Source organism: Chengkuizengella sediminis (assembly GCF_010078385.1).
GTDB lineage: Bacteria > Bacillota > Bacilli > Paenibacillales > KCTC-33759 > Chengkuizengella > Chengkuizengella sediminis.
This window is the reverse complement of sequence record NZ_SIJC01000001.1, coordinates 864,042-888,683: the sequence shown is the minus strand read 5'-3', so window position 1 is coordinate 888,683 and position 24,642 is coordinate 864,042. Positions and strand designations below refer to the sequence as shown.

The 24,642-nt window shown below is 34.3% G+C and carries 19 protein-coding genes; 15 read left to right on the top strand and 4 right to left on the bottom strand.

Annotated features, from left to right (window positions below):
• Positions 1 to 140 precede the first annotated feature (140 nt).
• A complete protein-coding gene (locus tag EPK97_RS04380) occupies positions 141 to 824 on the top strand; it encodes a DUF421 domain-containing protein (protein ID WP_162035355.1) in 684 nt (227 codons plus the stop codon).
• A 10-nt stretch (positions 825 to 834) separates the two neighbouring features.
• On the opposite strand, the gene spoVB is transcribed toward EPK97_RS04380, so the two are convergent.
• Positions 835 to 2,406, bottom strand: coding sequence for a stage V sporulation protein B (gene spoVB, locus EPK97_RS04375; RefSeq protein WP_162035354.1), 1,572 nt, complete (start codon positions 2,404 to 2,406; stop codon positions 835 to 837).
• Positions 2,407 to 2,603: 197 nt separating this feature from the next.
• Here spoVB and EPK97_RS22340 point away from each other — a divergent pair, with 197 nt between their 5' ends.
• From EPK97_RS22340 to EPK97_RS04345, 6 genes are all read left to right on the top strand, one after another.
• Complete coding sequence (locus EPK97_RS22340; RefSeq protein WP_205690220.1) at positions 2,604 to 2,981, top strand: post-transcriptional regulator; 378 nt, start codon at positions 2,604 to 2,606, stop codon at positions 2,979 to 2,981.
• A 141-nt stretch (positions 2,982 to 3,122) separates the two neighbouring features.
• Positions 3,123 to 4,346: a protein translocase subunit SecD gene (gene secD / locus EPK97_RS04365; RefSeq protein WP_170295457.1), complete on the top strand. Its 1,224-nt coding sequence runs from the start codon at positions 3,123 to 3,125 to the stop codon at positions 4,344 to 4,346.
• Entirely contained in the window at positions 4,336 to 5,250 is a 915-nt protein-coding gene (gene secF / locus EPK97_RS04360) for a protein translocase subunit SecF (protein WP_162035351.1), read from the top strand. Before secD ends, secF begins: the two co-directional genes overlap by 11 nt.
• Positions 5,251 to 5,293: 43 nt before the next feature.
• Complete coding sequence (locus tag EPK97_RS04355; protein ID WP_162035350.1) at positions 5,294 to 6,250, top strand: cation diffusion facilitator family transporter; 957 nt, start codon at positions 5,294 to 5,296, stop codon at positions 6,248 to 6,250.
• A gap of 302 nt (positions 6,251 to 6,552) precedes the next feature.
• Positions 6,553 to 8,961: a single-stranded-DNA-specific exonuclease RecJ gene (gene recJ, locus EPK97_RS04350; RefSeq protein WP_162035349.1), complete on the top strand. Its 2,409-nt coding sequence runs from the start codon at positions 6,553 to 6,555 to the stop codon at positions 8,959 to 8,961.
• A gap of 20 nt (positions 8,962 to 8,981) precedes the next feature.
• A complete protein-coding gene (locus tag EPK97_RS04345; RefSeq protein ID WP_162035348.1) occupies positions 8,982 to 9,494 on the top strand; it encodes an adenine phosphoribosyltransferase in 513 nt (170 codons plus the stop codon).
• A 107-nt stretch (positions 9,495 to 9,601) separates the two neighbouring features.
• Here the strand turns inward: EPK97_RS04345 and EPK97_RS04340 are convergent, their stop codons facing one another.
• Entirely contained in the window at positions 9,602 to 11,164 is a 1,563-nt protein-coding gene (locus EPK97_RS04340; RefSeq protein ID WP_240903675.1) for a Na+/H+ antiporter, read from the bottom strand.
• A 345-nt stretch (positions 11,165 to 11,509) separates the two neighbouring features.
• On the opposite strand from EPK97_RS04340, the gene EPK97_RS04335 reads away from it, so the two are divergent.
• The 4 genes from EPK97_RS04335 to EPK97_RS04320 all read left to right on the top strand — a co-directional run bounded on the left by EPK97_RS04335 (position 11,510) and on the right by EPK97_RS04320 (position 16,925).
• Positions 11,510 to 13,678 (top strand): RelA/SpoT family protein, encoded by a 2,169-nt coding sequence (locus EPK97_RS04335; protein ID WP_162035346.1) that lies wholly within the window; start codon positions 11,510 to 11,512, stop codon positions 13,676 to 13,678.
• Between the two features lie 174 nt (positions 13,679 to 13,852).
• A complete protein-coding gene (gene dtd, locus EPK97_RS04330; protein ID WP_162035345.1) occupies positions 13,853 to 14,299 on the top strand; it encodes a D-aminoacyl-tRNA deacylase in 447 nt (148 codons plus the stop codon).
• A gap of 814 nt (positions 14,300 to 15,113) precedes the next feature.
• Complete coding sequence (locus EPK97_RS04325; RefSeq protein ID WP_162035344.1) at positions 15,114 to 15,272, top strand: hypothetical protein; 159 nt, start codon at positions 15,114 to 15,116, stop codon at positions 15,270 to 15,272.
• 138 nt (positions 15,273 to 15,410) lie between these two features.
• Positions 15,411 to 16,925 carry a coproporphyrinogen III oxidase gene (locus EPK97_RS04320; RefSeq protein ID WP_162035343.1) on the top strand — a complete coding sequence of 505 codons (1,515 nt, stop codon included), beginning with the start codon at positions 15,411 to 15,413 and terminating at the stop codon, positions 16,923 to 16,925.
• 260 nt (positions 16,926 to 17,185) lie between these two features.
• Here EPK97_RS04320 and EPK97_RS04315 read toward each other — a convergent pair whose 3' ends face one another.
• The gene (locus EPK97_RS04315) at positions 17,186 to 17,833 is read right to left on the bottom strand and encodes a flavin reductase family protein (protein WP_162035342.1); all 648 of its coding nucleotides are present in this window, start codon (positions 17,831 to 17,833) and stop codon (positions 17,186 to 17,188) included.
• A gap of 249 nt (positions 17,834 to 18,082) precedes the next feature.
• On the opposite strand from EPK97_RS04315, the gene EPK97_RS04310 reads away from it, so the two are divergent.
• From EPK97_RS04310 to EPK97_RS04295, 4 genes are all read left to right on the top strand, one after another.
• Positions 18,083 to 19,276, top strand: a complete 1,194-nt coding sequence (locus EPK97_RS04310; protein ID WP_162035341.1) for a GNAT family N-acetyltransferase — start codon at positions 18,083 to 18,085, stop codon at positions 19,274 to 19,276.
• Positions 19,277 to 19,797: 521 nt separating this feature from the next.
• Positions 19,798 to 21,066 (top strand): histidine--tRNA ligase, encoded by a 1,269-nt coding sequence (gene hisS / locus EPK97_RS04305; protein ID WP_162035340.1) that lies wholly within the window; start codon positions 19,798 to 19,800, stop codon positions 21,064 to 21,066.
• A gap of 1 nt (position 21,067) precedes the next feature.
• The gene (gene aspS / locus EPK97_RS04300) at positions 21,068 to 22,849 is read left to right on the top strand and encodes an aspartate--tRNA ligase (RefSeq protein WP_162035339.1); all 1,782 of its coding nucleotides are present in this window, start codon (positions 21,068 to 21,070) and stop codon (positions 22,847 to 22,849) included.
• 15 nt (positions 22,850 to 22,864) lie between these two features.
• Entirely contained in the window at positions 22,865 to 23,632 is a 768-nt protein-coding gene (locus tag EPK97_RS04295; protein ID WP_162035338.1) for a tRNA threonylcarbamoyladenosine dehydratase, read from the top strand.
• A 58-nt stretch (positions 23,633 to 23,690) separates the two neighbouring features.
• On the opposite strand, the gene EPK97_RS04290 is transcribed toward EPK97_RS04295, so the two are convergent.
• Positions 23,691 to 24,590 carry an SDR family oxidoreductase gene (locus EPK97_RS04290; RefSeq protein WP_162035337.1) on the bottom strand — a complete coding sequence of 300 codons (900 nt, stop codon included), beginning with the start codon at positions 24,588 to 24,590 and terminating at the stop codon, positions 23,691 to 23,693.
• Between the last annotated feature and the right edge of the window lie 52 nt (positions 24,591 to 24,642).

The following is a 24,642-nucleotide window of genomic DNA, read 5'->3' as shown; positions in this document are numbered from 1 at the left end:
TGTAGGTAATCTTGAGCAGGGGAATGTTTTGGAATAACTACCAACATTTAATGAGGTGCTGACTGTATGACAAGGTTATGAAGCGGCTACAATACCATTGAATTGAATGAACCTTATTTAGTTTAAAGGGGGCAGGTTCAATGGATATTTGGGGGATGATAATAAGAACGATTTTAATTTATGTAGTCGTAGTTATCGTCATGAGAATCATGGGAAAGAGGGAAATTGGGAAATTATCAGTCATTGACTTAGTGGTTTCCATCATGATTGCTGAAATAGCTGTCATTGTCATCGAAGATACAAATAGACCCATGTTAGAAGGCATCTTACCTATGATTATTTTATTGATGATTCAAATAGCAACAGCTTTCATTAGTTTGAAAAATGAAAAATTAAGACAATGGTTAGATGGAGTTCCCAGTATTATTATAAAAAATGGAAAATTAAATCGGAAAGAGATGAAAAAACAAAGATATAATCTAGATGATTTATTATTACAATTACGCCACAAAAACATAAAGGATATGCGCGATGTTGAGTTTGCAATATTAGAAACAAATGGAAATTTGAGTGTGATAGAAAAGGAAAATAAACTCGACTCTCCCCCAAATCATGCAGTGAATTTTAGATACGAAGGGTTGCCAATTCCTTTAATTATGGATGGAAAGGTGCAGGATGATCATCTCGAAAAAATAAACAAAACAAGATTTTGGCTTAAAAATAAACTACAAGAGCATGGGGTATTTGATTTTAAAGAGGTCTTCTTTTGCAGTATTAACCATCGCGATGAACTGTTTATTGATCGAAAGGGAAAAAATGAATAACATGAAGTACCTATTTTGAAAAATATTTCCCAATCCAAGGGATTCTCACTAAATCATACCGATCTATGAGTCTCAACCAAATAATAACTAATAAATAACTGAAACTGCTCAATGTACAGGTAATCAAAAATTGAACTAAATTTGATTGGATCCACGATTGTTGCATCATAATTAAAATAATAATACTCATCGCAAAACAACCTATACCCACTTTTATAAAGTCTAAAAATTTCATATAGAATTTTAAATAATTCATCACACTTCTTAAATGTAGTAAAGTAACTAACATTATGTTTATACTAATGGCAATAAGTGCGCCTAAAATACCCATTTCTAATTTAGCAGCCAAGAGATATATAAGTGTTAATTTTATGGAGGCCCCAATAAAGGTGTTTAATAATGCAGTTCCAGCTTTGTTTAATGCCTGTAAGGTGGCTTGTAATGGTGCTTGAAAATAAATGAATACTGCTGCAGGAGCCATCATTTTAAGCATGGCACCAACTTCATTATTTTCACCGTATAAAAACGCACATAAAGGATCTGCTAAAAAATACATGATAATAATAAAAGGGGCACCTGTAACCAATGCAAGCCTTAACGATTGATGTAATCTTTTATGTATTGTTTTCATGTCGCCATTTGCAGCAGCTTCAGAAAGTGAAGGGACAAGAGAGACTGAAAGTGAATAGGTAAGCGCGCTAGGAAGTAAGAGGATAGGAATGACCATCCCTTGTAGCATTCCATATTGTGCAGTAGCAACTTTTGTAGCGATACCCGCGATAGCTAAACTTTGGACTATCATTATGGATTCTAAAAAATATGCCCCAGAACCTACAAGTTTACTGGCAGTAACAGGTACAGATATACGCATCATTTCTTTTAAATTAGCAATATGATCTTTTTGATTTTTACTAAACTTCGTTTTATTTTCAAAAACGTGGCTCCTTTTATTATTACTATTTTTATATTTGACAAGTAAAATACACATCCCTGCTAATTCTCCGAGTACAACGCCAATCATAGCAGCTGCCGCTGCATATTCTATACCATAGGGTAAAACAATATAAGAAAATAAAAGCATTGTAACTGAACGAACAATCGTTTCAGTTATAGATGAGACTGCTGTTGGAATCATATTATGTAGCCCTTGAAAATATCCTCGAAATACTGCAGAGATGCTCACAAATAAAATAATTGGGCTCATCGATAAAAATGTATAAAATACCCGTTCATCCGTGAGGAGGTTATTTGTAATCCAAGGTGCCGCAAAGAAACAGAATATTGTAAATAATGTACTTAATGTTGTTGTTAAACAAAGTGAAACGAACAAAATACTTTTTGAACGATCTCTTTCCCCTTTAGACTCTGACTCAGCCACAAGTTTAGCAATGGCCAAAGGTATACCGCCTGTTACAATCGTGATAATAACAATGAGAAAAGGATATCCCATTTGATATAAACCAATTCCTTCTGCTCCAATTATTCTAGGTAACATAATTCTTGGAACAAATCCTAGTATGCGATTTATCATACCTGCTGCAAGCAGGATCATCGTCCCTTTAATAAATGATTGCTTAGTCACATTGGATACCTTCTTCCCTTTTCATTATGTAAATTTGGACAAAGTTATATATAATGGATATGCACAACATGTCCTAACTCATGCAGAGAATATGATTTTGAGATTTAAAAAGTTTTGATTGGAAGGAATCAGGTAGGGTTTATCGAAGTAATAACTTTATAATGACTTAAGTTCACAACTGGGGAGGAATGGAACAAATGGATAGAAAATTATGGGAAGCTGAATATGAGAATACAGTTCATGGGAAGAAAAATGGAAACGAATATGAAAACAAAAATCAAAACAATGAAGAAAATTCCATCATTGAAAATGATCTTAATGATGAAGAATCAAATAACCACGTGTTAGATGAACAAGAGTTAAGTCGAACCATTGAAGAATTATGTTTAAGTAAAGCAGAAGAATTTAGAATGTTAGGGTACAATCATGTAACAGGTCATGAAATATGGCAATGCATTAGCAAAAAATACCATAAAGATGGAATTCCTAATTTACATAAAATTGTGAATGATATTTTAACTTTGAAGGTAACCAATTTTATGAACTGGTTAACCATGAATGCATATAAAGAGTAAGGCAGTTAATTCGGCGAGAATTGACTCGATAATTTGGGGTAGGTATAATAGGACTACTGAGTTTTGAAGGGAGAAATGGTAGTGGTACATACAAAAAGACTGATTGCATTCTTATTGATTGTAATCACCACGATTGTGATCATGGTTTGGACAAGCCCAGGTATTATTAACAATGTTAAACTTGGTTTAGATTTAAAAGGCGGATTTGAAATATTATACACTGCTGAACCAGTTGATGAATCTCAAGTTATGGATAAGGAATTATTACGTGAGGCAGCTAGAAGTCTCCAGTTTCGTGCGGATGCACGAGGGATAAGTGAGCCAGAGATTTATCCTGAAGGTGAAGACAGAATTAGAGTGCGTATAGCAGGAGTTGAGAATCAAGAAGAAGTAAGACAAATTATGAAAAAACCTGCAGAATTAACCTTTAGAAGTAATGATGGCTGTGAAGATCCAAACGAATTTTGTAAAATTGAGCTTAATGGTAGTGACTTTGTTGAAGGTGCAGCAACAGTTGTATTTGAACAGACTACAAATGAACCATTAGTGAGCATCAAAGTGAAAGATAAGGGGAAATTTAAGGATCTAACTAAAAAGTTATATGATAAAGGGTATCGTACTCCAGGAAATATACTTGCCATTTATTTAGATGAAGAATTGATTTCTACACCCTATGTACAAGGCGTATTTTCTGATGGAAATGCAACGATTAGCGGGCAGGAAACCTTTGAAGAAGCTGAAGAACTAGCAGGCATTATTAACTTAGGTGCTTTACCTGTAAAGTTAACAGAAAAATATACACAAAGTGTAGGAGCTTCTTTAGGGGAATTATCATTGCAACAAACGATCACAGCAGGAATCATTGGTTTTATTATTATACTGATATTTATGCTTGGTTTTTATAGAATACCAGGAATTATAGCATGTATTACATTAACGGTTTATACATGGATGTTATTGCTTGTTTTTTATTGGATGAATGCAACCTTAACGTTACCTGGAATTGCTGCTTTTGTATTAGGAATAGGTATGGCAGTGGATGCTAATATCATTACATATGAAAGAATTAGAGAAGAAATCAGAAGTGGGAAGAGCATCCTTTCATCTTTAAGAGCAGGTTCTAGAAGTTCTTTGCGTACGATTATGGATGCAAACATTACAACGATATTAGCTGGACTAGTTTTATATTATATCGGAACTGGATCGATACAAGGGTTTGCATTAACTTTGATTTTAAGTATTTTGGTTAGTATTATAACGAATGTATTTTTCTCTAGACTGCTCTTACATCTATTAATTCGTGCCAATATTGTTAAAAAGCCGGTTTATTACGGTGTAAAGGAGGCAGATATCAGTGAACTTTAGAGACTTTGATTTTGTGAAGAATCGTAAAAGATTTTTCAGTTTATCGATTACTATTACAGTATTAGGACTATTAGCGTTACTAATATTTAATTTAAATTACGGAGTTGATTTCAAATCAGGTACAACGTTAGATGTACTTTTGGGTGAGCACTCCACTACAAAAGAAAAAGCAGAACAGATCATTCAAGAGGCAGGATTAGAAGCATCTACAATTACTGTTGGTGGAGACTCAAACAATCGAGTGAATGCTCGTTTTGAAGAAGTATTGAAAGAAGATGAGAGGATTCAAATTATTTCCGGATTTGAAAAAGAATACGGACAAGAAGAAATATCCTATGAAGAAAATACAGTAGATGCTGAAATTGCTAAAGAATTAGGACTAAAGGCAATATATGCTGTAGCGATCGCAAGTATTGGTATTATTATATATGTTAGTATTCGTTTTGAATGGAGGTTTGCGCTTACTGCGGTTGTAGCCTTGCTTCATGATGCGTTTATTGTCATCAGTATTTTTTCAATTTTTCAATTGGAAGTCAATTTACCTTTTGTTGCCGCGATTTTGACAATTATTGGTTACTCCATTAATGATACAATAGTCATTTTTGATCGTATTCGTGAAAATTTACAGAAATTTAAAATTAAAGATTTTGATGATTTGTCCAGTATGGTAAACACCAGTATTAGACAAACCTTAACAAGGTCCATTAACACGGCTCTAACGGTTGTGTTTGCAGCTTTTTGTTTGTTTATTTTTGGAAGTGAGTCCATTAAACTATTTTCTCTTGCCATATTAATTGGTTTAATTAGTGGAGCATATTCCTCTATTTTTATAGCAAGTCAGTTATGGTTAATTTTAAAAAGTAAGTCTCTTAAGAAGAAAAAAACGGAAGTATTAAACTCTTAAGTGTAATTTCAAATGTGATTTTATAAATCAAGGAGTGACCTCATTGTCTGTAGATCAACGATTTAAAAAAGCTGAATTTGCAGCTTGGGTTGGAATCGTAGGGAATTTAATTTTAGTCATCGTTAAAGGTACGATTGGTATAACAGCAAATAGTAAAGCATTAATTGCGGATGCAGTTCATTCTGCATCCGATATTGCAGGTTCTTTCGCGGTCTTAGTCGGATTAAAGGCTGCAAAATTACCACCTGATAATGACCATCCATATGGTCATGGTAAAGCTGAGCCTATCGCTGCGATAATTGTTTCGCTTTTATTAATCATAGTAAGTATCGAAGTTGGCATAAGCGCCGTGAAATCTATTTATAATGGAGTGGAGTCTGCTCCTGCAACGTATGCAATTTATGCTATACTTTTCTCCATCTTATTAAAAGAGTTGATGTTTCAATATAAATATAGGTTAGGAAAAAAGCTATCTAGTCAAGCACTAATTGCAAATGCATGGGAACATCGTTCTGATGTATTTTCATCCATAGCTGTTTTAATCGGAATATCTGGAGCACTTATAGGTGATTATTTTAGTCTGCCTTGGATGTATTACCTAGATCCAGTTGCTGGGATATTTGTTGCGATTTTAGTGTTTATCATGGGTTACAGATTGATAAAAGAATCGATACATAATACAATGGATCATGTGCTTCATCAGGAAGATACTGAGGGGCTACACAAAACAATAGAAGCTGTACCTGGTGTACTTGCTATTAATGAACTTAGAGCAAGAGAACATGGACACTACGTTATTGTTGATGTGAAACTCAGTGTGAATCCAAAAATTTCTGTTCTTGACGGTCACAAAATAGGAAAAATGGTAAAGAAAAGGTTGATTAAACAACATGTTAACGTATCAGATGTTTTTATACATGTAAATCCTTATGATCCAGGATATCCTTACAAAAATAATGTAGATCCTGATCCAAACAGTTTCCCAAACCTATTACATTAAACTATGTATTTTTTATTTAAGTTGTTTTAAACACCTTATAAAGGTTGTTCAAAAAGTCCCCTTTTGCCAGCACAGGACGTGCTGGTGCTACATTAGTCACATGGAAGTGACTGATTTTCAGTAGTGATCACGAAGTGGATCGAGGGAGTAATTTCGACATCGAATCTTGCACTCATATTTGAAGTCCGGTGCTCATGTAACCAATCACTACACTCCGCTCCGGCTTCTGCATATTTGCACAATCTTCTCGGTGCTGAAAACTGAACTTTTTGAACACTCAATTATATTGTTAGGAGAATATCATGCTTCAATCAAAGTCTAAGTGGAAATTGCCAGAAGAAAGTAATCATAATTTAGCTGATCAGCTAAGTTCAGACTTAGCTATTCCTCTATTAGTGGCCAAACTGCTTGTTGTGAGAGGTATACATAGTAAAAAACAAGCAGAAGACTTTTTAAAAACAGAAAATGAAATGTTTCATGATCCTTTCTTAATGCATGGGATGAAAGAAACGACTACAAGAATAAAAAAAGCAATTCAGGCTGGCGAAAAGCTTAGAATTTATGGTGATTATGATGCCGATGGAGTGAGTAGTACAACCTTAATGTACTTTTTACTTTCAAAATTGGAGGCTGACTTTGATTACTATATACCTGATCGATTTAGTGAGGGATATGGCTTAAATCTGGAGGCCATTCAAAAGGCAAAAAAAGAGGGTATATCTCTAATTATTACGGTAGATAACGGAATTAGTGCAGTGGATCAAATTCGTTATGCAAATGAATTGGGGATGGATGTACTTGTTACAGACCATCATGAACCGCCTGAAATATTACCTGATTCTTTTGCGATCATCAACCCTAAAATACCTCAATGCCAATATCCCTATAAACAATTGGCTGGTGTTGGTGTGGCTTTAAAATTAGCACATGCATTGCTTGGATATATACCTGATGAATTTTTAGAAATAGCTTCAATTGGTACAGTAGCTGATTTGATGCCATTAACTGATGAGAATCGCTTGATCGTAAAACTTGGTATAGAAAAAATGAAAAATACATCCTTTGTTGGATTAAGAGCATTGTTAGATGTAGCAGATGTAGATTCCTCAAATCTGTCTAGCATGCATATCGGATTTACGCTTGGTCCTAGAATTAATGCTGGAGGCAGACTACAACACGCAGAAGATGTTGTTAAGCTGTTAACGGCAAGCAGTGAGGATGAAGCACAAAAATTAGCATATGAGTTAGACGTTTTAAATAAACAACGGCAATCACTAGTAAATGAAATTACAGCTGAAGCACTAAACAAAATTGAAGAGACGATGGAATCTAATTCTCACAAAGTTATTGTAGTGGCGAATGAAGGTTGGAATATCGGTGTAATTGGAATTGTTGCCTCAAAAATTTTGGAAAAATACTATCGGCCCGTTATTGTACTTCATATTGATAAAGAAACAGGTCTAGCAAAAGGTTCTGCGCGTTCGATTGCTGGTTTTAATATATATAGTGCTTTATCTAATTGTGAACCACTGTTGGATCATTTTGGCGGTCATGAAGCAGCCGCTGGTTTAACGATGCAAGAAACGAATATATCACTATTGAGGAATCAACTGAATGAATTGGCAGTGAGCTGGTTGACAGAGGAAGATTATACGCCTGAGATTCAAGCTGATATCGAAAGTCAATTGCAAGAGATTACAATTCCAGTTATTGAAAAAATGGAGTCAATGCTTGCACCTTATGGATCAGGGAATCCTTCTCCAAACTTGGTTTTAAAAGATTTACGCATTCTACAAAAAAATAGATTAGGTAAAGAAAAGCAACACTTAAAGTTAGTTTTATCTCAAGTGTTTAATGAGGTTAGTTGCTCAATGGAAGCGATAGGTTTTGGTAAAGGGGATTTAGATCAATATATATCTACGGATGCTAAAGTGGATGTAATAGGGGAATTATCTATTAATGAATGGAATGGAATGAGAAAACCGCAATTATTCATTAAGGATATCCGAATTCCAAACCGTCAGGTTTTTGATTGGAGAAATCAACAAGTCGATAAATTTGCGAAGAGCATCCAGCAATTAAAAAGTAGGGAGAGTATGCAGCTAGCTATATTGTTAGATACTGAAGATCATATAAGAGATTTTGATAAAGATATGCAAGCTGCTGAGTCTTTTTACACCTTAAATGATGATGGGAACTTAGTTCAATTAAATAATAATTTAACAAAGCTGGATACAAACATACAGGTGACTGATTTTGTCGTATACTCCATTCCAAATCATATTCATTTGCTTGAGTCCGTTTTCAGAAAAAATCAATCCATTCAACGCGTATATGTAGTTCATAAGAATAAAAATCAAAACGCTTTAAAAGGACTACCATCAAGAGAAGCTTTTAAAAATATATATGCTTCGTTACTAAATAAAAATAGTTGGGAAATAAATGATCAACTATTTTTGGGAAATTTAAGCAAACGTTCAAGTTTATCAAAAGGTATGATACAATTTATGATTGGTGTATTTGAAGAGTTATCTTTCATTCAAAAGGAAGGCAATTTATATCGTTGTATAAAATCACCTGAGAAAAGTAGTCTTGAATCATCTAATTTATACAAACAAAGATGGCATCAATCTGAAATAGAAAAAATTTTTGAATATTCTACAACATATGAAATGACACAGTGGATTTTAAATCAAATACAAACCCAATGAACACTTTAGGAGGAAGTAAAATGGATTTTAAAGAACATGTTCGAGTGATTGAGAATTTTCCTCAGGAAGGCATTCGCTTTAAGGACATAACTACAATATTGAAAAATGGTCCAGTATATCATCAAGTGATTGAATCCATAAGAGACATGGTAAAACATCTTGAAATTGATTTAATAGCGGGTCCAGAAGCTCGTGGTTTTGTGGTAGGTGCGCCATTGGCGTATGCAATGGGAGTTGGTTTTATACCGATTCGTAAGAGTGGTAAATTACCTGGTGAAACGATTGAAGCAAATTATAGTTTAGAGTATGGTAACGACAAATTAGCTATGCATAATGATGCTATTCAACCTGGTCAAAAGGTTTTAATCGCAGACGATTTATTAGCTACAGGTGGTACCATCGAGACTTCCATTGATTTAGTTGAGCAATTAGGGGGATCAGTTGTTGGTGCAGCATTTATGATAGAACTGACTTATTTAAATGGAAAAGATAAATTAAAAGATATAGATATGTTTTCTTTGATGAAATATTAATATGAATACCCCAAAAACCAAATCCTAGTATTTTTGAGGTGCCCAGAAAAAATAGAACCCGTCCATCAGCATAATGAAGTTGGACGGGTTTTTTATGATATGTTTTTCTAATTAGAATTTGTTTCTTCCTCATCTTGTTCCAAAAGATTAATAATTTTTTTATATTCCTCTTCAGCAGTTTCAGAAGAAATGATATGCTGCTTGACTAGCTCCTCAACAGCCTCATATTCAGCATATAATGATTTTTTTCTTGCACTGACCAATTGATCCTCTTGTAATCTTGGGAACTTCTTATACAGGTTTTCTAGCTCTTTATGTAACTCGTTTAGTTTATTCTGATAATCATTATCCAATTGATGAAAGATCACTGGAGAAATGGTTGCTTCATCTTTCATCTCTTCTATCGCTTTTCTTCCAGCTGTTGCTTGGTGGATTTCAGATAATGTTTTTTCATAGGAAAGACTGCTTTCCTTTGTTTTTGTTACTCCTAAAACATTGACTAGTGGTTTAATTGTTAAACCTTGTACAACGAGTGAAAACAATACGACTCCAAAGGTGAGGACTAATATATCCTCTCGTCCTGCAAAGGTAACTGGTAAACTCAAAGCAAGAGCGATGGATAATGAACCTTTCAAACCACCCCAGTTAAATACATGCTTCCATGTTGTAGGGATATGACGAGTGAAAGATAGGCTTCCATAAATTGCGACACTTCTACCAATTAAAACAATAAGAATGGCTAATAAAATCATCTTCCACTTTCCAGTTAAATCAATGTTGGCAATTTCTAATCCAACCATTAAAAAGACAAATGAGTTTGCAATAAGAGCAAGTACATCCCAGAATGTTTTTATATTCAATTTGGTTGTTGGACTCATTCCAATTTTTGCTCCGTAGTTTCCAAACACAAGACCAGCGGCTACAACAGAAATCACGCCAGAAAAATGGAAAATTTCTGCGATGAAAAATGAACTATAAAACAAAATCATGGAAAAAACAATTTCCAGCGGATAATCATCAAAGTAGCGAAGTATTTTTGAAAATAAATAGGCTAAGAGTAATCCAATGGCTAACCCTCCAACTGAAGATTTGAAAAACTCTAATAGTCCTTGACCCAACTCTGTAAATCCAGCAAAGATAAAAGTTGTCAGACTGATTTTGAATAGAACATAGGCCACACCATCGTTAATTAAACTTTCACCTTCTATAATCGTTGCCAATCGATGGTTTACCCCCATACTTTTAAAAATTGAAAGCACACTGACAGGATCTGTAGCCGCCATAAGGGCTGCAAATATAAAGGCAACTTCTAAATCTAATCCCAGTAAATAAACGGCTAAGAATCCGATCACTGTATAAGTAACTAATGTACCTAATAATGCCATCGCTAAAATGGGCGTTTTATTTTCTTTCAAATGTGAAAAAGGTAATTTTAATGTGGCTTCCCCTAATAAAGTAGGTAAAAATATAGATACAATAACAAATGTAAAGATTTCATCCTCCACAATAAAATCTTTAAGTTCTTCCAATCCTGGAATATGAACTAAACCTAAAATAGCTCCGACAATAACTAAAGCAATGGGATAGGGAGCTTTTAATTTTTTTGCTATTGCAGTGATCCCAGCTGCAATTGCGAGTAAGAGTAATACTAATTCAAACTGCTGTTCCATAATGCACCTCATTCATAAAGTTAAGTAATAATGTTAAATCGATTAATGTAAGTATTTCCAAAATTAACATTCCTCATATGAAATATATTTTACAAAAAAATTTAACAATTGCCTACTACTTATAAATTATACTATTTCCAATCACGCACAAGCTGGTAAAGTATGTGCAATTCCCCCTCTGTTTTGCCATAGAGTTTCGACAATCGGAGAGTTTTCATTATTACATTTTTTTCGTCGTTAGTTTTGTTATGACCTAATTCGACTAAATAGAATGACGAATAGTTGACGTAAGCAAGATTGAAAGGCATAATGATAGAAAATCCTTGAGAATAGGAAGGTAAATTAATGGGCATCGAGCAATTAATTGAAAAGGCATCTGCATACCTAAGAGAAACTGATCTTGATCAGATTAGAAAAGCTTACGATCTTGCTGAAAAAGCTCATGAAGGACAGGTAAGAAAATCAGGTGAACCTTATATCCTTCATCCTATAGCAGTGGCAGATATTATGCTTAATATGCAGATGGATGTAATTTCGATCATTGCTGCTCTTTTACATGATGTTGTTGAAGATACAGATGTGACGTTAGAGCAATTGCGAGAACAGTTCGGTGATACTTGCGCAATGTTAGTAGATGGTGTGACGAAACTTGAAAAAATTAAATTTAAATCAAGAGAAGAGCATCAGAATGAAAATTATCGAAAAATGTTTGTTGCAATGGCTCAGGATCTGCGAGTTATATTAATTAAACTAGCTGATAGATTGCATAATATGCGTACGCTAAAATTCCAAAAGGAAGAAAATCAAAGAAGAATCGCACACGAAACTTTAGAAATATTTTGTCCGATTGCTCATCGATTAGGAATGTCCGCAATTAAATGGGAGATGGAAGACATCTCCTTGCGTTACTTAAATCCACAGCAGTATTATCGTATTGTAAATTTAATGCAGAAAAAAAGAGCAGAACGTGAGAAATATATAGATGATGTGATTCAAAATATCAAACAAAAACTAAATGATATGGGGATTGAAGCTGATATTTCAGGTCGTCCTAAACATATATATAGCATTTATAAAAAAATGAAAAGTCAAAGTAAACAATTTAATGAAATTTATGATTTATTGGCGATACGAGTTATTGTAAATAACATTAAAGATTGTTACGCTTCTTTGGGCATCATTCATACCCTTTGGAAACCAATGCCGGGTAGGTTCAAAGATTATATTGCTATGCCTAAACCTAATATGTATCAATCCCTCCATACAACTTTGATTGGACCTAGTGGAGAACCTTTAGAGGTTCAGATTCGGACATGGGATATGCATCAAACCTCTGAGTTCGGGGTTGCAGCACATTGGGCTTATAAAGAAGGTACAATGGTTCCAAATGGAAGTTTTGAAGATAAAATGAATTGGTTCCGAGAAATTTTAGATCTGCAAAATGAAGCGCAAAATGCAGAAGAATTTATGGAATCGCTAAAAATGGACTTTTTCTCTGATCTAGTTTATGTATTTACACCTAAAGGTGAGGTTATTGAACTGCCAAGCGGTTCAGGACCGTTAGATTTTGCGTTTCGTATCCATACAGAAGTAGGAAATCGTACCATTGGTGCAAAGGTGAATGGTAGGATAGTACCTTTAGATCATTCTCTGAAAACAGGAGATATTGTTGAAATACTTACATCAAAACATTCATATGGACCAAGTCAAGACTGGATTAAAATTGTTAAATCATCACAAGCAAAAACAAAAATAAAACAATGGTTCAAAAAAGAAAAAAGAGATGAAAGTATTGAAAAAGGGAAGGAAAGTATCGAAAGAGAAATAAAACGATTAGGATTTGAGCCTACGGATGTGATGACTGAATCAGAGCTAAATGAAGTATTGCCTAAATTCAGCTTTAACAGTATTGAAGACATGTATTCTGCTGTTGGATTTGGGGGAATTACTGCTGCACAAATTTGTACAAGATTAACTGAAAAGCTACGTAAGGAGCTAGAGGAAGAAAAAGCGGTAAGTGAAATTCAGGAAACTAAACCCGACCCAGTTAAAAAGAGCAGACAAGCACACGGGGTTAGCGTTAAAGGGATTGATAATTTATTAATTCGTTTCGCTAGATGCTGTAATCCGGTCCCTGGAGACGAGATTATAGGATATATTACAAGAGGTAGAGGTGTATCAGTACACCGTGCTGATTGTAACAATATACCTACTGGGAATGATGAAGAATCCCATCGTTTAATTGAAGTCGATTGGGAATCAGAAGTAGAAGCAAATTACAACGTAGAAATTGAAATTACGGGTCATGATCGCAGAGGTTTTTTAAATGAAGTATTACAGGCGGTATCTGAAACGAAGACGGTTATTTCCGCTGTATCAGGTAGAGCAGACCGTAACAAAGTTTCGATCATTCATATGACAATATTAATTCGCAGTAAAGAACACTTACACAGCATTGTTGAGAAGATTAAAAGAGTGAAGGATGTTTATTCAGTTCAAAGAATTATGCAGTGAACTCGTTTAAACAAAGCTGAAATATCGGAAAGTTAGATAGAGATTGTTTCCCATCTAAAACCGAGTGTAATATAAATTGAAACCTAATCCGTTAACTCTCTTTTTGAAGCGGGTTGACGGATTTTTCATCTAATTTTTGAATGATTAACTTAAATATATTGGAGTGGGGTAACTGTGAAAGTAGTTGTACAACGAAGTAAAGAGGCGAGAGTAACAGTAAATGGAGAAACAAGTGGAAATATTGACATGGGTTTAATGCTTCTTGTAGGTATAACTCATGATGACACGGAGGAGGATGCCCGTTTTCTTGCAGAAAAAATCAGTCATTTAAGAATTTTTGAAGATGAACATGGGAAAATGAATCTATCTGTGAAGGATGTTTCCGGTCAAATCCTATCCGTTTCACAATTCACATTATATGGAGATTGCAGAAAAGGTAGAAGACCTAATTTTATGAATGCAGCACGCCCTGAATATGCAAATAAAATCTATGAACGATTTAATGAATTTTTAAGAGAGCAGGGACTAGTTGTAGAGACAGGTAAATTTGGTGAAATGATGGATGTATCCTTCACAAATTGGGGACCAGTAACTTTAATTGTGGAGAGTCCAACTTCATAAAAAAGTTCGCAATCAATGATGAGCAATGGATATGATTGTTTTATTCTATTTTACGAACACTGATAAATATTCTCTTCTGTCTTTAACTTGGTGATTATTTTTATCATACTAATTTTAAGCAGGTGTAAAATTTGAATGAATTTAATGTTGTGCTAGTTACAACGTTAATGAGCTGATCTCTCTCCTACAATACATCCGAAAATCGGTAATATTAATTCTAAAACCCCCTCCTGATCTATGACTATGGACTGGAGATACATTTGTGATTTCTTCACTCCGTTATAGAAATATAAAGGGAATCTGTGGTCTTATACTGCATATTTTTAAGTGAATCCAAGAAATAGAGGAATCTGGTGGTCTTAAAACTGTGGATTTCCAATGAATGATATGAAATATGAGGAAAATGACTAAATTAAGACCACCAAATACCTCTAATATTAATAAACAAGTTGAAAGTGCCATATAAGACCACGAATTACCTCTATTTCAAAAAACTCGAAGGTTATTTGGAAGTCTCCAATTGAATCATATCAAGTAGAGAGATTTCTACTCCTTTCTTATCAATCCTCACTATTGCCTTGTGATAGCAAACCTATAATTTGGACAGAATAAATGTAAAACAACCCTAATAATTATTCTTAATAATCCTTAAAGTCTTCCAAAAAATGAAATAATGCATTTGGCATAGTCCGCAAATCACAGTAGAATTTAAGGATTTCGTTGTAACTTAAACAGATTAATGGTTTATCCATTATTCTCGAGGATTAGAGAATAATCTTTTCCCTTATCAATACAACAAGGTGGTCATCTCATTATGCATCAGTCTAAAAAAGAAAAATATATGTTGGATGCAGCTAATCGTTTATTACAAAACACTATTCATGAAACAAAAATTAATCATCAAAATGAAATCAATCACAAAAAAAGAGTAAGTGAATTTGATGATATAAATCTGAAAAATACTTTCCGTTAAAATAATCTTAAAATATATATAATAATCATTTCTGGTTAAATATTGACCCCTTTCTTGATGTTGGTTAAACTTGAATAGCTAGAGAAATGCAAAGTAATAACATTCTTAAAATAACTTAATATACTAAGGGGAAAAACAATGGTAATTAACGTAAACGGAGTGGATTCAACATTCCATCGCTCTGTAGAAAATATAATTCGTTTATTTTTTGAAGAGATTAGTATTACCTTTTCAGAAATAACGAAAGCAGATTTATATGTTGATATTACTATGAATGACGAGGATGATGGTACTAGGATAACGGTATTGTTACAAGATCATATTCAAAATATGAACTATGATTCTGATATTATAAAAAAGCTAGATAACGAAAATACCGAATTGCAAAAAAGAAAGGTATTAAAACATTTAATCAATCAGCCTTTATTAGATGTATTTCAGCAATGTACTGGATTGAATCAACCATGGGGTATATTAACAGGTATACGTCCAACAAAACTGCTTCATCAAAAATTAAAGACAGGTATTTCAAAGGAACAAGCACATATGGAATTAGAGGAACAGTACAAAATTCATGATGAAAAGATTACATTAATGCAAACCATCGTGGATAGACAAAAAACAATGGTTCCTGATTTATACGATCTTCGTTCAGAGGTCAGCATTTATATTGGGATTCCTTTTTGTCCTACAAAATGTGCGTACTGTACCTTCCCTGCTTATGCTATAAATGGAAAACAAGGCTCTGTTGATTCTTTTTTGGGTGGATTACATTATGAAATGAGGCAAATCGGAACCTGGTTAAAGGAAAATAATATTAAGATTACAACCGTTTATTATGGTGGAGGGACACCAACCAGTATTACTGCTGATGAAATGGATATGTTATATGAAGAAATGGCAATGTCCTTTCCACACGTAGATCAAATCAGAGAAATTACAGTAGAAGCTGGGAGACCAGATACTATTACAATGGAAAAACTTGAAGTTTTGAATAAGTGGAATATAGATCGAATTAGTATCAATCCCCAATCTTATACTCAAGAAACTTTAAAAGCCATTGGTCGTCATCATACAGTCGAAGAGACAATAGATAAATTTCATTTGGCTAGGGAAATGGGAATGAACAATATTAATATGGATCTTATTATTGGTTTACCTGGTGAAGGATTAAAAGAGTTTAATCATACTTTAAATGAAACCAAAAAGTTAATGCCAGAATCACTTACAATCCATACTCTTTCCTTTAAACGTTCGTCTGAAATGACACAAAATAAAAATAAGTATAAAGTAGCAGATCGAAATGAAGTAACAGAAATGATGAACAGAGGAAATGAATGGACAAAGTCTAACGGTTATGTAGCGTATTATTTATACCGCCAAAAAAACATTTTAGGTAATTTAGAAAATGTAGGGTATGCTCATCCAGGTCAAGAGAGTATTTATAATATAATGATTATGGAGGAACTACAGACCATCATAGGTTTAGGGTGTGGGGCTTCTAGTAAATGGGTAGATCCTATGACAGGTAAGATATCTCGATTTGCAAACCCAAAAGAGCCAAAAGCTTATAATGATCATTACAAAAAATATACAGAAGCTAAAATCAAAGCATTAAATGAGCTATTCCTTAAGGAAATAACATTAAATTAAAACGCTTACATTTTTGTAACATAATTGTAATCTGTTTTAAACTTTATTTTAATATTGTTTCCCTATAATAATAAGTGACCCCCTTTTTAATATATAAAATAAATGTTTTAGACCTGTGGTTTACGTAGCTACAGGTATTTCTTTTTTTTATAACACTTATTTTCATAAAGAACAAATATAAGACCATGACCTAGTAACTCTAGGATGGTCTTATTTGTATCATTTTTGCTCATAATCTTCGGGTGTATATTATTTGTATATTATTTGATGATTTCTAGTTGATCATTTTTTTGCGGGAGACCGAAGGCAGGCACAAGTTTTGATGGATGCAATTTACCACTTAGTCCGAAAAATTCGCAGAAATTCATAATTAATGGATTCCATTTTTCAGGATCGATATAATCCTTTTCCCCATCTACTAGAATGTTTTCGTCTACATGAACTCGTTTTATACTTACCTCAATTGCGGCTAATGAGCTATTTGGATCATGAATTGGATTTAACATTTGCACAACTGCTTCTAATTGAACTGGGCATTCAGCAACTCGAGGTGGTTTAACTAAAGTAGATGGGTTTTGATGTAATCCTGCTATTTCAAACTTGCTGGGCTCATAACGATATCCCATTTTTTCTTTATATTTAGGCACAGGATTTTTCCCGGTTAGCAATGCAAGTTGATCAACAGCGGCAACGAGATCTGCTGAAGGAAGGTTTAAAACACATTCACCTTCACGTTCTAAATTTTGTACAGTTTTTGAGAGTCTGCTCATTCCTAACATACAGGATTGACCAAGCCACCAAGCTGAAGACATTGGTGCTAAATTAGGTGTTCCATCTTCGTTTAATGTGCTTATAAGTACAACTGGGGTTCCAAAATAAAGTATTTTAGGTTCAATGATTTTATGCATAATAAGTATTCCTCCGTTTTCATCATGTAGTTTATACAATCATCTTAACGTATGGAGTTCTTTAAATTCTTTCAATATATTGCGCTCTAATTTTGAAGAATGTATGAAGCAGATCATCTAATTCATAGTTTTCTTGTGATCTTTAACACGAACATATATGATGGTAATTAGGATATAATCAACTTTTTATATATCTTTTTAAGTTGTTGAAATATGTATTAGATTATATAAAACTAAGAGGTGTAGGTTATGGATGAAATAAGAAAGTGTAAATATGATGAATTAGATGATGTAATAGAACTTTCAACTTTTGCATTTCAATATGAAGCAAACCCTGAAAAAAGAGCTGGTATTCGTTCAAGATTAAAACCTGAACAAATCTGGGGTTATTTTAACGACGATCATTTAATCTCTATGGCCAGTTTGTTACCACTTCAAGTATTTATACATAATCAAGTTTTTTCTATGGGTGGAGTTGCTAGTGTTGCTTCTTGGCCTGAATATCGTAGAAAAGGTCTAGTGAAGCAGTTATTAAAAAAAGCACTAATAGAAATGAAAGAGAAGAATATGACTGTCTCTATGTTAGCTCCATTTTCTTTTGCATTTTACAGAAAATATGGATGGGAAACTTTAAGTGAATACAAAAAATATACAATACCTCTTTCACATTTTCCAAAAAATGAAAACACTTTAGGTACTATCATAAGATATAAAAATATAAAGGATTGTTGGCCATTATTAAACGAAATTTATGAACAATATACTTCTGGGTATAATGGGATGTTAAAAAGAGATGAGACCTGGTGGTTTAATCGAATTTTTCGAGAAACGCAAACCATCCAAGTTTATTATAATGACTCCGGGAAACCTGAAGGCTATTTATTATATAAAGTGAAAAATCGTGAAATGAAAGTTAAGGAGATGGTTTTTTTAAATGAATCCGCTCGAATGCAACTTTGGAGGTTGATTAATCAACATGATTCAATGATTGAAAAGGTTCAAATGATTGCTCCATCTAATGATCCACTTTCTGTAATTTTAGAGAACCCAAGTTTTGATCAAGAAATCATTAGTTACTTTATGATGCGCATTGTTGATGTTGAGCAATTTCTTCGTGCTTATCCATTTTATGCTTCAGGAGTAAAACAAGAGTTCATGATCACTGTGAAAGATGAATTTGCTGAATGGAATGATGGTTTGTTTGATATACAAATTGATGAAAATGGAAAAGCTAGAGTAAATAAAGTTTCTTTTTGTGCACAACATGAAATGGTGGATCACTCTATTCATTGTTCAATTCAAACACTAAGTAGTTTGTTATCAGGTTATCAGAGTGTAGAGACTTTATTTAAACTTGATAAAATTAAAGGACCGAAGGAAAAAATACATGAATTTGAATTTTTGATTCCTAAAAAAACAACTTACTTTATGGACTTTTTCTAAAACATTCTTTTATACTTTAGTGTAATGCTTGACATTAAGACCTAACCATATTAAAATCATTGTTAATGTGAAAATTAGAATATGTTGGCTGATTCTATGAAGGGACAAATTAATTCAGAGCTTCATACCTAGAGAGGGATGTCAAAGGCTGTAAACATCCTTATGAAACTGAATGAAAAGACCTCCCTGAGAACTTACAGCGAAGAGGAAACGTTATTGATTAGTAATGAATTCTTGGTAGCTGTGTGGCGTATACGGGCGTTAACCGAAAGTGTAGGATATATATCCTAAATGTGGGTGGTACCACGGGTGTTTATTGTTGTTTCAATCTCTCGTCCCTGATAATAATGATCAGGGGTGGGAGATTTTTTAATTTCCATTTATAAATTGAATAGTTGTATCGTGTTTGCTTTTAAACGTTCCACTTGCACAACCCGCAAAAGTCACTAATTAAAAGCAAATCACTTATACATATTAAATTTATAAATGATTTGATGAATAAGAGTTAGGAGGGAACAAGGTTGAGATATCAAAAACCAAAAGGCACACAGGATTTCATACCTGGTGTTGTAGAAAAGTGGCAGTATGTTGAGAAAAAAGCTAGGGATTGGTGCCATCGTTTTAATTATAAAGAAATCCGCACACCCATTTTTGAACAAACAGAGTTGTTTATTCGTAGTGTTGGTGAAACAACTGACGTTGTAGAAAAGGAAATGTACACGTTTAAGGACAAAGGCGATCGAAATATGGCCCTTAGACCTGAAGGTACAGCGGGAGTTGTTCGAGCTTATATTGAGAACAAACTATATGGCGAACCTGATTTACAAAAACTATATTATATCGGTCCAAAGTTTCGGTATGAGCAACCGCAAAGTGGTCGGTTTCGCCAGTTTCATCAATTTGGAGTAGAGGTTTTCGGCTCCATTGATCCAGCTATTGATGCAGAAGTGATATCACTTGGCTATAGCTTTTTTAAAGATTTAGGATTGCAAGGTGTGAAGGTGGAATTAAATTCGATTGGGAATCAACAGAGTCGAGCTAACTATCGTGAAAAGTTGCAGGAATTTCTTACTCCTGTGAAAGAACAGTTATGTAACGATTGTCAGTCTAGATTTGATAGAAATCCATTACGCATCCTTGATTGTAAGAAAGATCAACAATATTTTGGTGGAGCCCCTTCCATTTTAGATAGCTTAGATGAGGAAAGTATGATCCACTTTGAAAAGGTGCAAAAGTATCTTACAGAGATGGATGTAAAGTTTGAAATCAATCCACGAATGGTACGCGGGTTAGATTATTATACAGATACTGTTTTTGAATATAAAGCTAAAGGCATTGGAGCGATTGATACGATAGCTGCGGGTGGTCGATATAATGGTCTTGTTGAACAAATTGGAGGACAGGATCAACCTGGTGTTGGTTTTGGAATTGGTTTGGAAAGAGTATTACTTATTTTAGATCATCAAAATGTTCAAATCCCTGAAGAAAATCTTTTGGATGTGTATTTAGTTGGGCTGGGAGATCAAGCAGAAGAAAAATGTGTAAAGGTTTTATATGAATTAAGGCAGGCAGGAATAAGAGCAGAAAAAGATTATTTAGGTAAAAAAATGAAAGCCCAATTAAAATCAGCCGATCGACAAAAAGTAAAATATGCAGCCATTCTAGGTGATGAAGAATTAGAACGAGGTGAAATTGTTCTAAAAACATTAGAATCACGAGAGCAAAAAACCATTGTGCTAGAAAAATTTGTTGAAGAAATGATAAAAATAACTAAAGGGGGAAACATGTAAAATGATGCTAAAAACACATCAATGCGGATCTTTAACTAAAGCAAACGTAGGAGATACCGTCATATTAAACGGATGGGTACAAAGAAGAAGAGATTTAGGTGGCGTTTTGTTTATCGATCTACGAGATCGCTCAGGGCTTATGCAAGTCGTATTTAACCCTGATTTTTCGGGAGAAGCGCTTCAAACTGGGGATAAGGCTAGAAATGAGTATGTTTTAGCAGTGAAAGGGAAGGTTGTTGAAAGAGATGAAGAAACGTTAAATCCGAATCTTCCAACTGGTGAAATAGAAGTACAAGTTTCTGAAATAGAAATTTTAAACGAAGCGAAAAATCCGCCATTTTTTATTGAAGATGGTATTGAAGTGGATGAAGTTTTACGTTTGAAATATCGTTATTTAGATCTTCGTAGACCAGAAATGCAAAAAACGTTAAAACTTCGTTCGAAAGCTGCGAAGATTTTCCGTGACTTCTTAGATGAAAAAGATTTTTTAGAAATAGAAACGCCAATTTTGACAAAAAGTACTCCCGAAGGTGCTCGTGACTATCTGGTTCCAAGTCGTGTACAAGACGGAAAGTTCTTTGCACTTCCACAATCTCCTCAATTATTTAAACAGATGTTAATGGTTGGGGGAGTTGAGCGTTATTATCAAATTGCTCGTTGTTTCCGTGATGAAGATTTGAGAGCGGACCGTCAACCAGAGTTTACACAGGTGGATATTGAAACTTCATTCATATCTGAAGAGCAGTTACAAGACATGATGGAAGAACTCACGGTACGTTTGTTTAAAGAATTAAAAGGTGTTGAAATCCCACGTCCTTTTCAACGTTTGACATATGCTGAAGCGATGGATAAGTACGGCTCAGATAAACCAGATCTTCGTTTTGGTTTAGAATTAGTGGATTTATCGGATCTAGTTGTAAATTCTGGCGTGAAAGTATTTGCAAGTGTAGTAGCTAAAGGAGGACAAGTAAAAGCTCTTAATGCAAAAGGCTGCGGTACATGGAGTCGTAAGGAAATTGATGACTTAGGACCTTATGCTGCTCGTTATGGAGCAAAGGGACTTGCTTGGATTCAAGTGAAAAATGGTGAGATGAAGGGACCTATCGTTAAGTTTTTCAGTGAAGAGGAGTTAGCAGCATTGAAGGAAAGATTACAAGCTGAAGATGGTGATTTACTTCTATTCTCTGCAGATACGAAAAAAGTAGTTGCAGATGTGTTAGGAAACTTACGTTTGAAAATAGGGAAAGATTTAGGTTTAATTGATGAATCACAATTTAAATTTGCTTGGGTCGTTGATTTTCCTCTAGTTGAATACGTGGAAGAAGAAAAACGTTATGTAGCATTACATCATCCGTTTACACGTCCAAAAGTAGAAGATGTACATCTTTTTGATACAGAACCAGGAGAGATTCGAGCACAAGCTTATGACCTTGTTTTAAATGGTTACGAAGTCGGCGGTGGTTCCATGCGTATTTATCAAAAAGAGATTCAGGAAAAAATGTTTAGTGCACTAGGGTTTTCTAAAGAAGAGTCTCAAGAGCAATTTGGTTTCTTATTAGATGCATTTGAATATGGTACACCTCCTCATGGTGGGATTGCCTTTGGTTTTGACCGTTTAATCATGTTGTTAGCTGGAAGTTCTAACCTTCGTGAAACGATTGCATTTCCAAAAACTGCAAGTTCAACAGATTTATTAAGTGATGCACCTTCTGAAGTTGGTCAGCATCAGTTAGATGATTTATCTATTCGTCTGGCAATCAAACAAGAGGCTGGCAATAACTAGAAAGGAAAGATATATATGCTTCACCAGTTTTCAAGAAATGAATTAGCCATCGGTAAAAAAGGGCTAGAAATAATGAAAAATAGTACGGTAGCGGTTTTAGGTATTGGTGGTGTTGGTTCCTTTGCAGCTGAAGCACTCGCTCGTTCTGGTGTTGGTCGAATCATATTAGTTGATAAGGACGTAGTGGATATTACGAATATTAATCGACAAATTCATGCCTTAACGACAACTGTTGGACAATCTAAAGCTGAACTGATGAAAGAACGCATTGGATTAATAAATCCTGAGTGTGATGTGATTGCTTTGAATATGTTTTACACTGAAGAAACATATGAAACATTTTTCGAAACACCATTAGATTATGTTGTGGATGCATCAGATACAATTTCTTACAAAATACATCTAATTAAACAGTGTTTACAACGAAAAATTCAAGTGATCTCTAGTATGGGCGCTGCAAATAAAATGGATCCGACTCAATTTGAAGTGACGGATATTTCTAAAACTTCAATGGACCCGATCGCCAGAGTCATTCGTCAAAAACTTAGAAAAGATAGAATTTACAAAGGTGTAAAAGTTGTATATTCAAAGGAGCCACCTATTGTTCCTTTGGAAGAGGTGACAGATGAAATTGTTCCTGAAAATGCACCGGAAATTCGTAAAGCGAAGCATCCACCTTCTAGCAACGCTTTCGTACCTTCCGTTTCAGGTTTGATCATGGCAAGTGAAGTTGTAAAGGATTTATTGGCTGCAAATGATCTTAAGGTACAGCGAAAATATTGAAAATTGATAGTTAAATATTAATGTAATTTAAAAAAGAGCTTAAGGCTCTTTTTTTCATTCAAGTATTTAATATGACTCCTCCGTTTACATGAATGGTTTGACCTGAAACATATCTGGAGTCATCTGATGCTAAATATACGTAAGCAGGTGCAAGCTCAAAAGGCTGAGCGGCGCGTTTCATTGGTGTATTCACACCATGTTCACTTGCTTGTTCAGCAGAATAGCTTGATGGAATTAATGGTGTCCAAACGGGTCCTGGCGCCACATTATTCACTCTTATTCCTTGTTGGATTAACGATAAGGAAAGTGAACGTGTAAATGTAACAATTGCCCCTTTTGAGGCAGCATAATCTATTGAGAATTCATATCCTTGAAAGTTTGCAATGGATGAGGTATTAATAATAGAACTGCCACTTTTCAAATAGGGGAGCGCTGCTTTTGTCATATGAAAAAAGGAAAAAATGTTCGTGCTGAATATTTCCTCAAGTTGTTCCGATGATATATCGAGAATGTTATGTGTTATATAACCAGTACCCACATTATTGACGAGAATATCCAATTTTCCAAACTTGTCGATTGTTTGTTTGATCACTTGTTGTGACGTATCTTCTTTGCGTAAATCCCCACTGATTGTTAAACATTGTCTTCCTAAGTTTTCGACTCTTTGTTTTGTTTCGGCTGCATCTCGGTGCTCATTCAAATATACAATGGCTATATTCGCACCTTCTTTTGCAAAAACAATGGCAGTGGCTCTTCCAATTCCGCTATCTCCACCGGTAATGATGGCGACTTTATTATATAATTTATCACCACTTTGGTAACTTGGGTTTTCAGATATGGGTCTCGGAACCATTATATATTCCAAGCCTGGACGGAAATTTTGATGCTGAGGTGGAAAACTAATGGGAACCCTTTTAACCTCTTCTTTATATCCGTAATAAGGATATTGTGGATACAAATTCATCCCCTCCAGTTAATAAATTTAATAGACGCTCGTTATTTTCTATTTC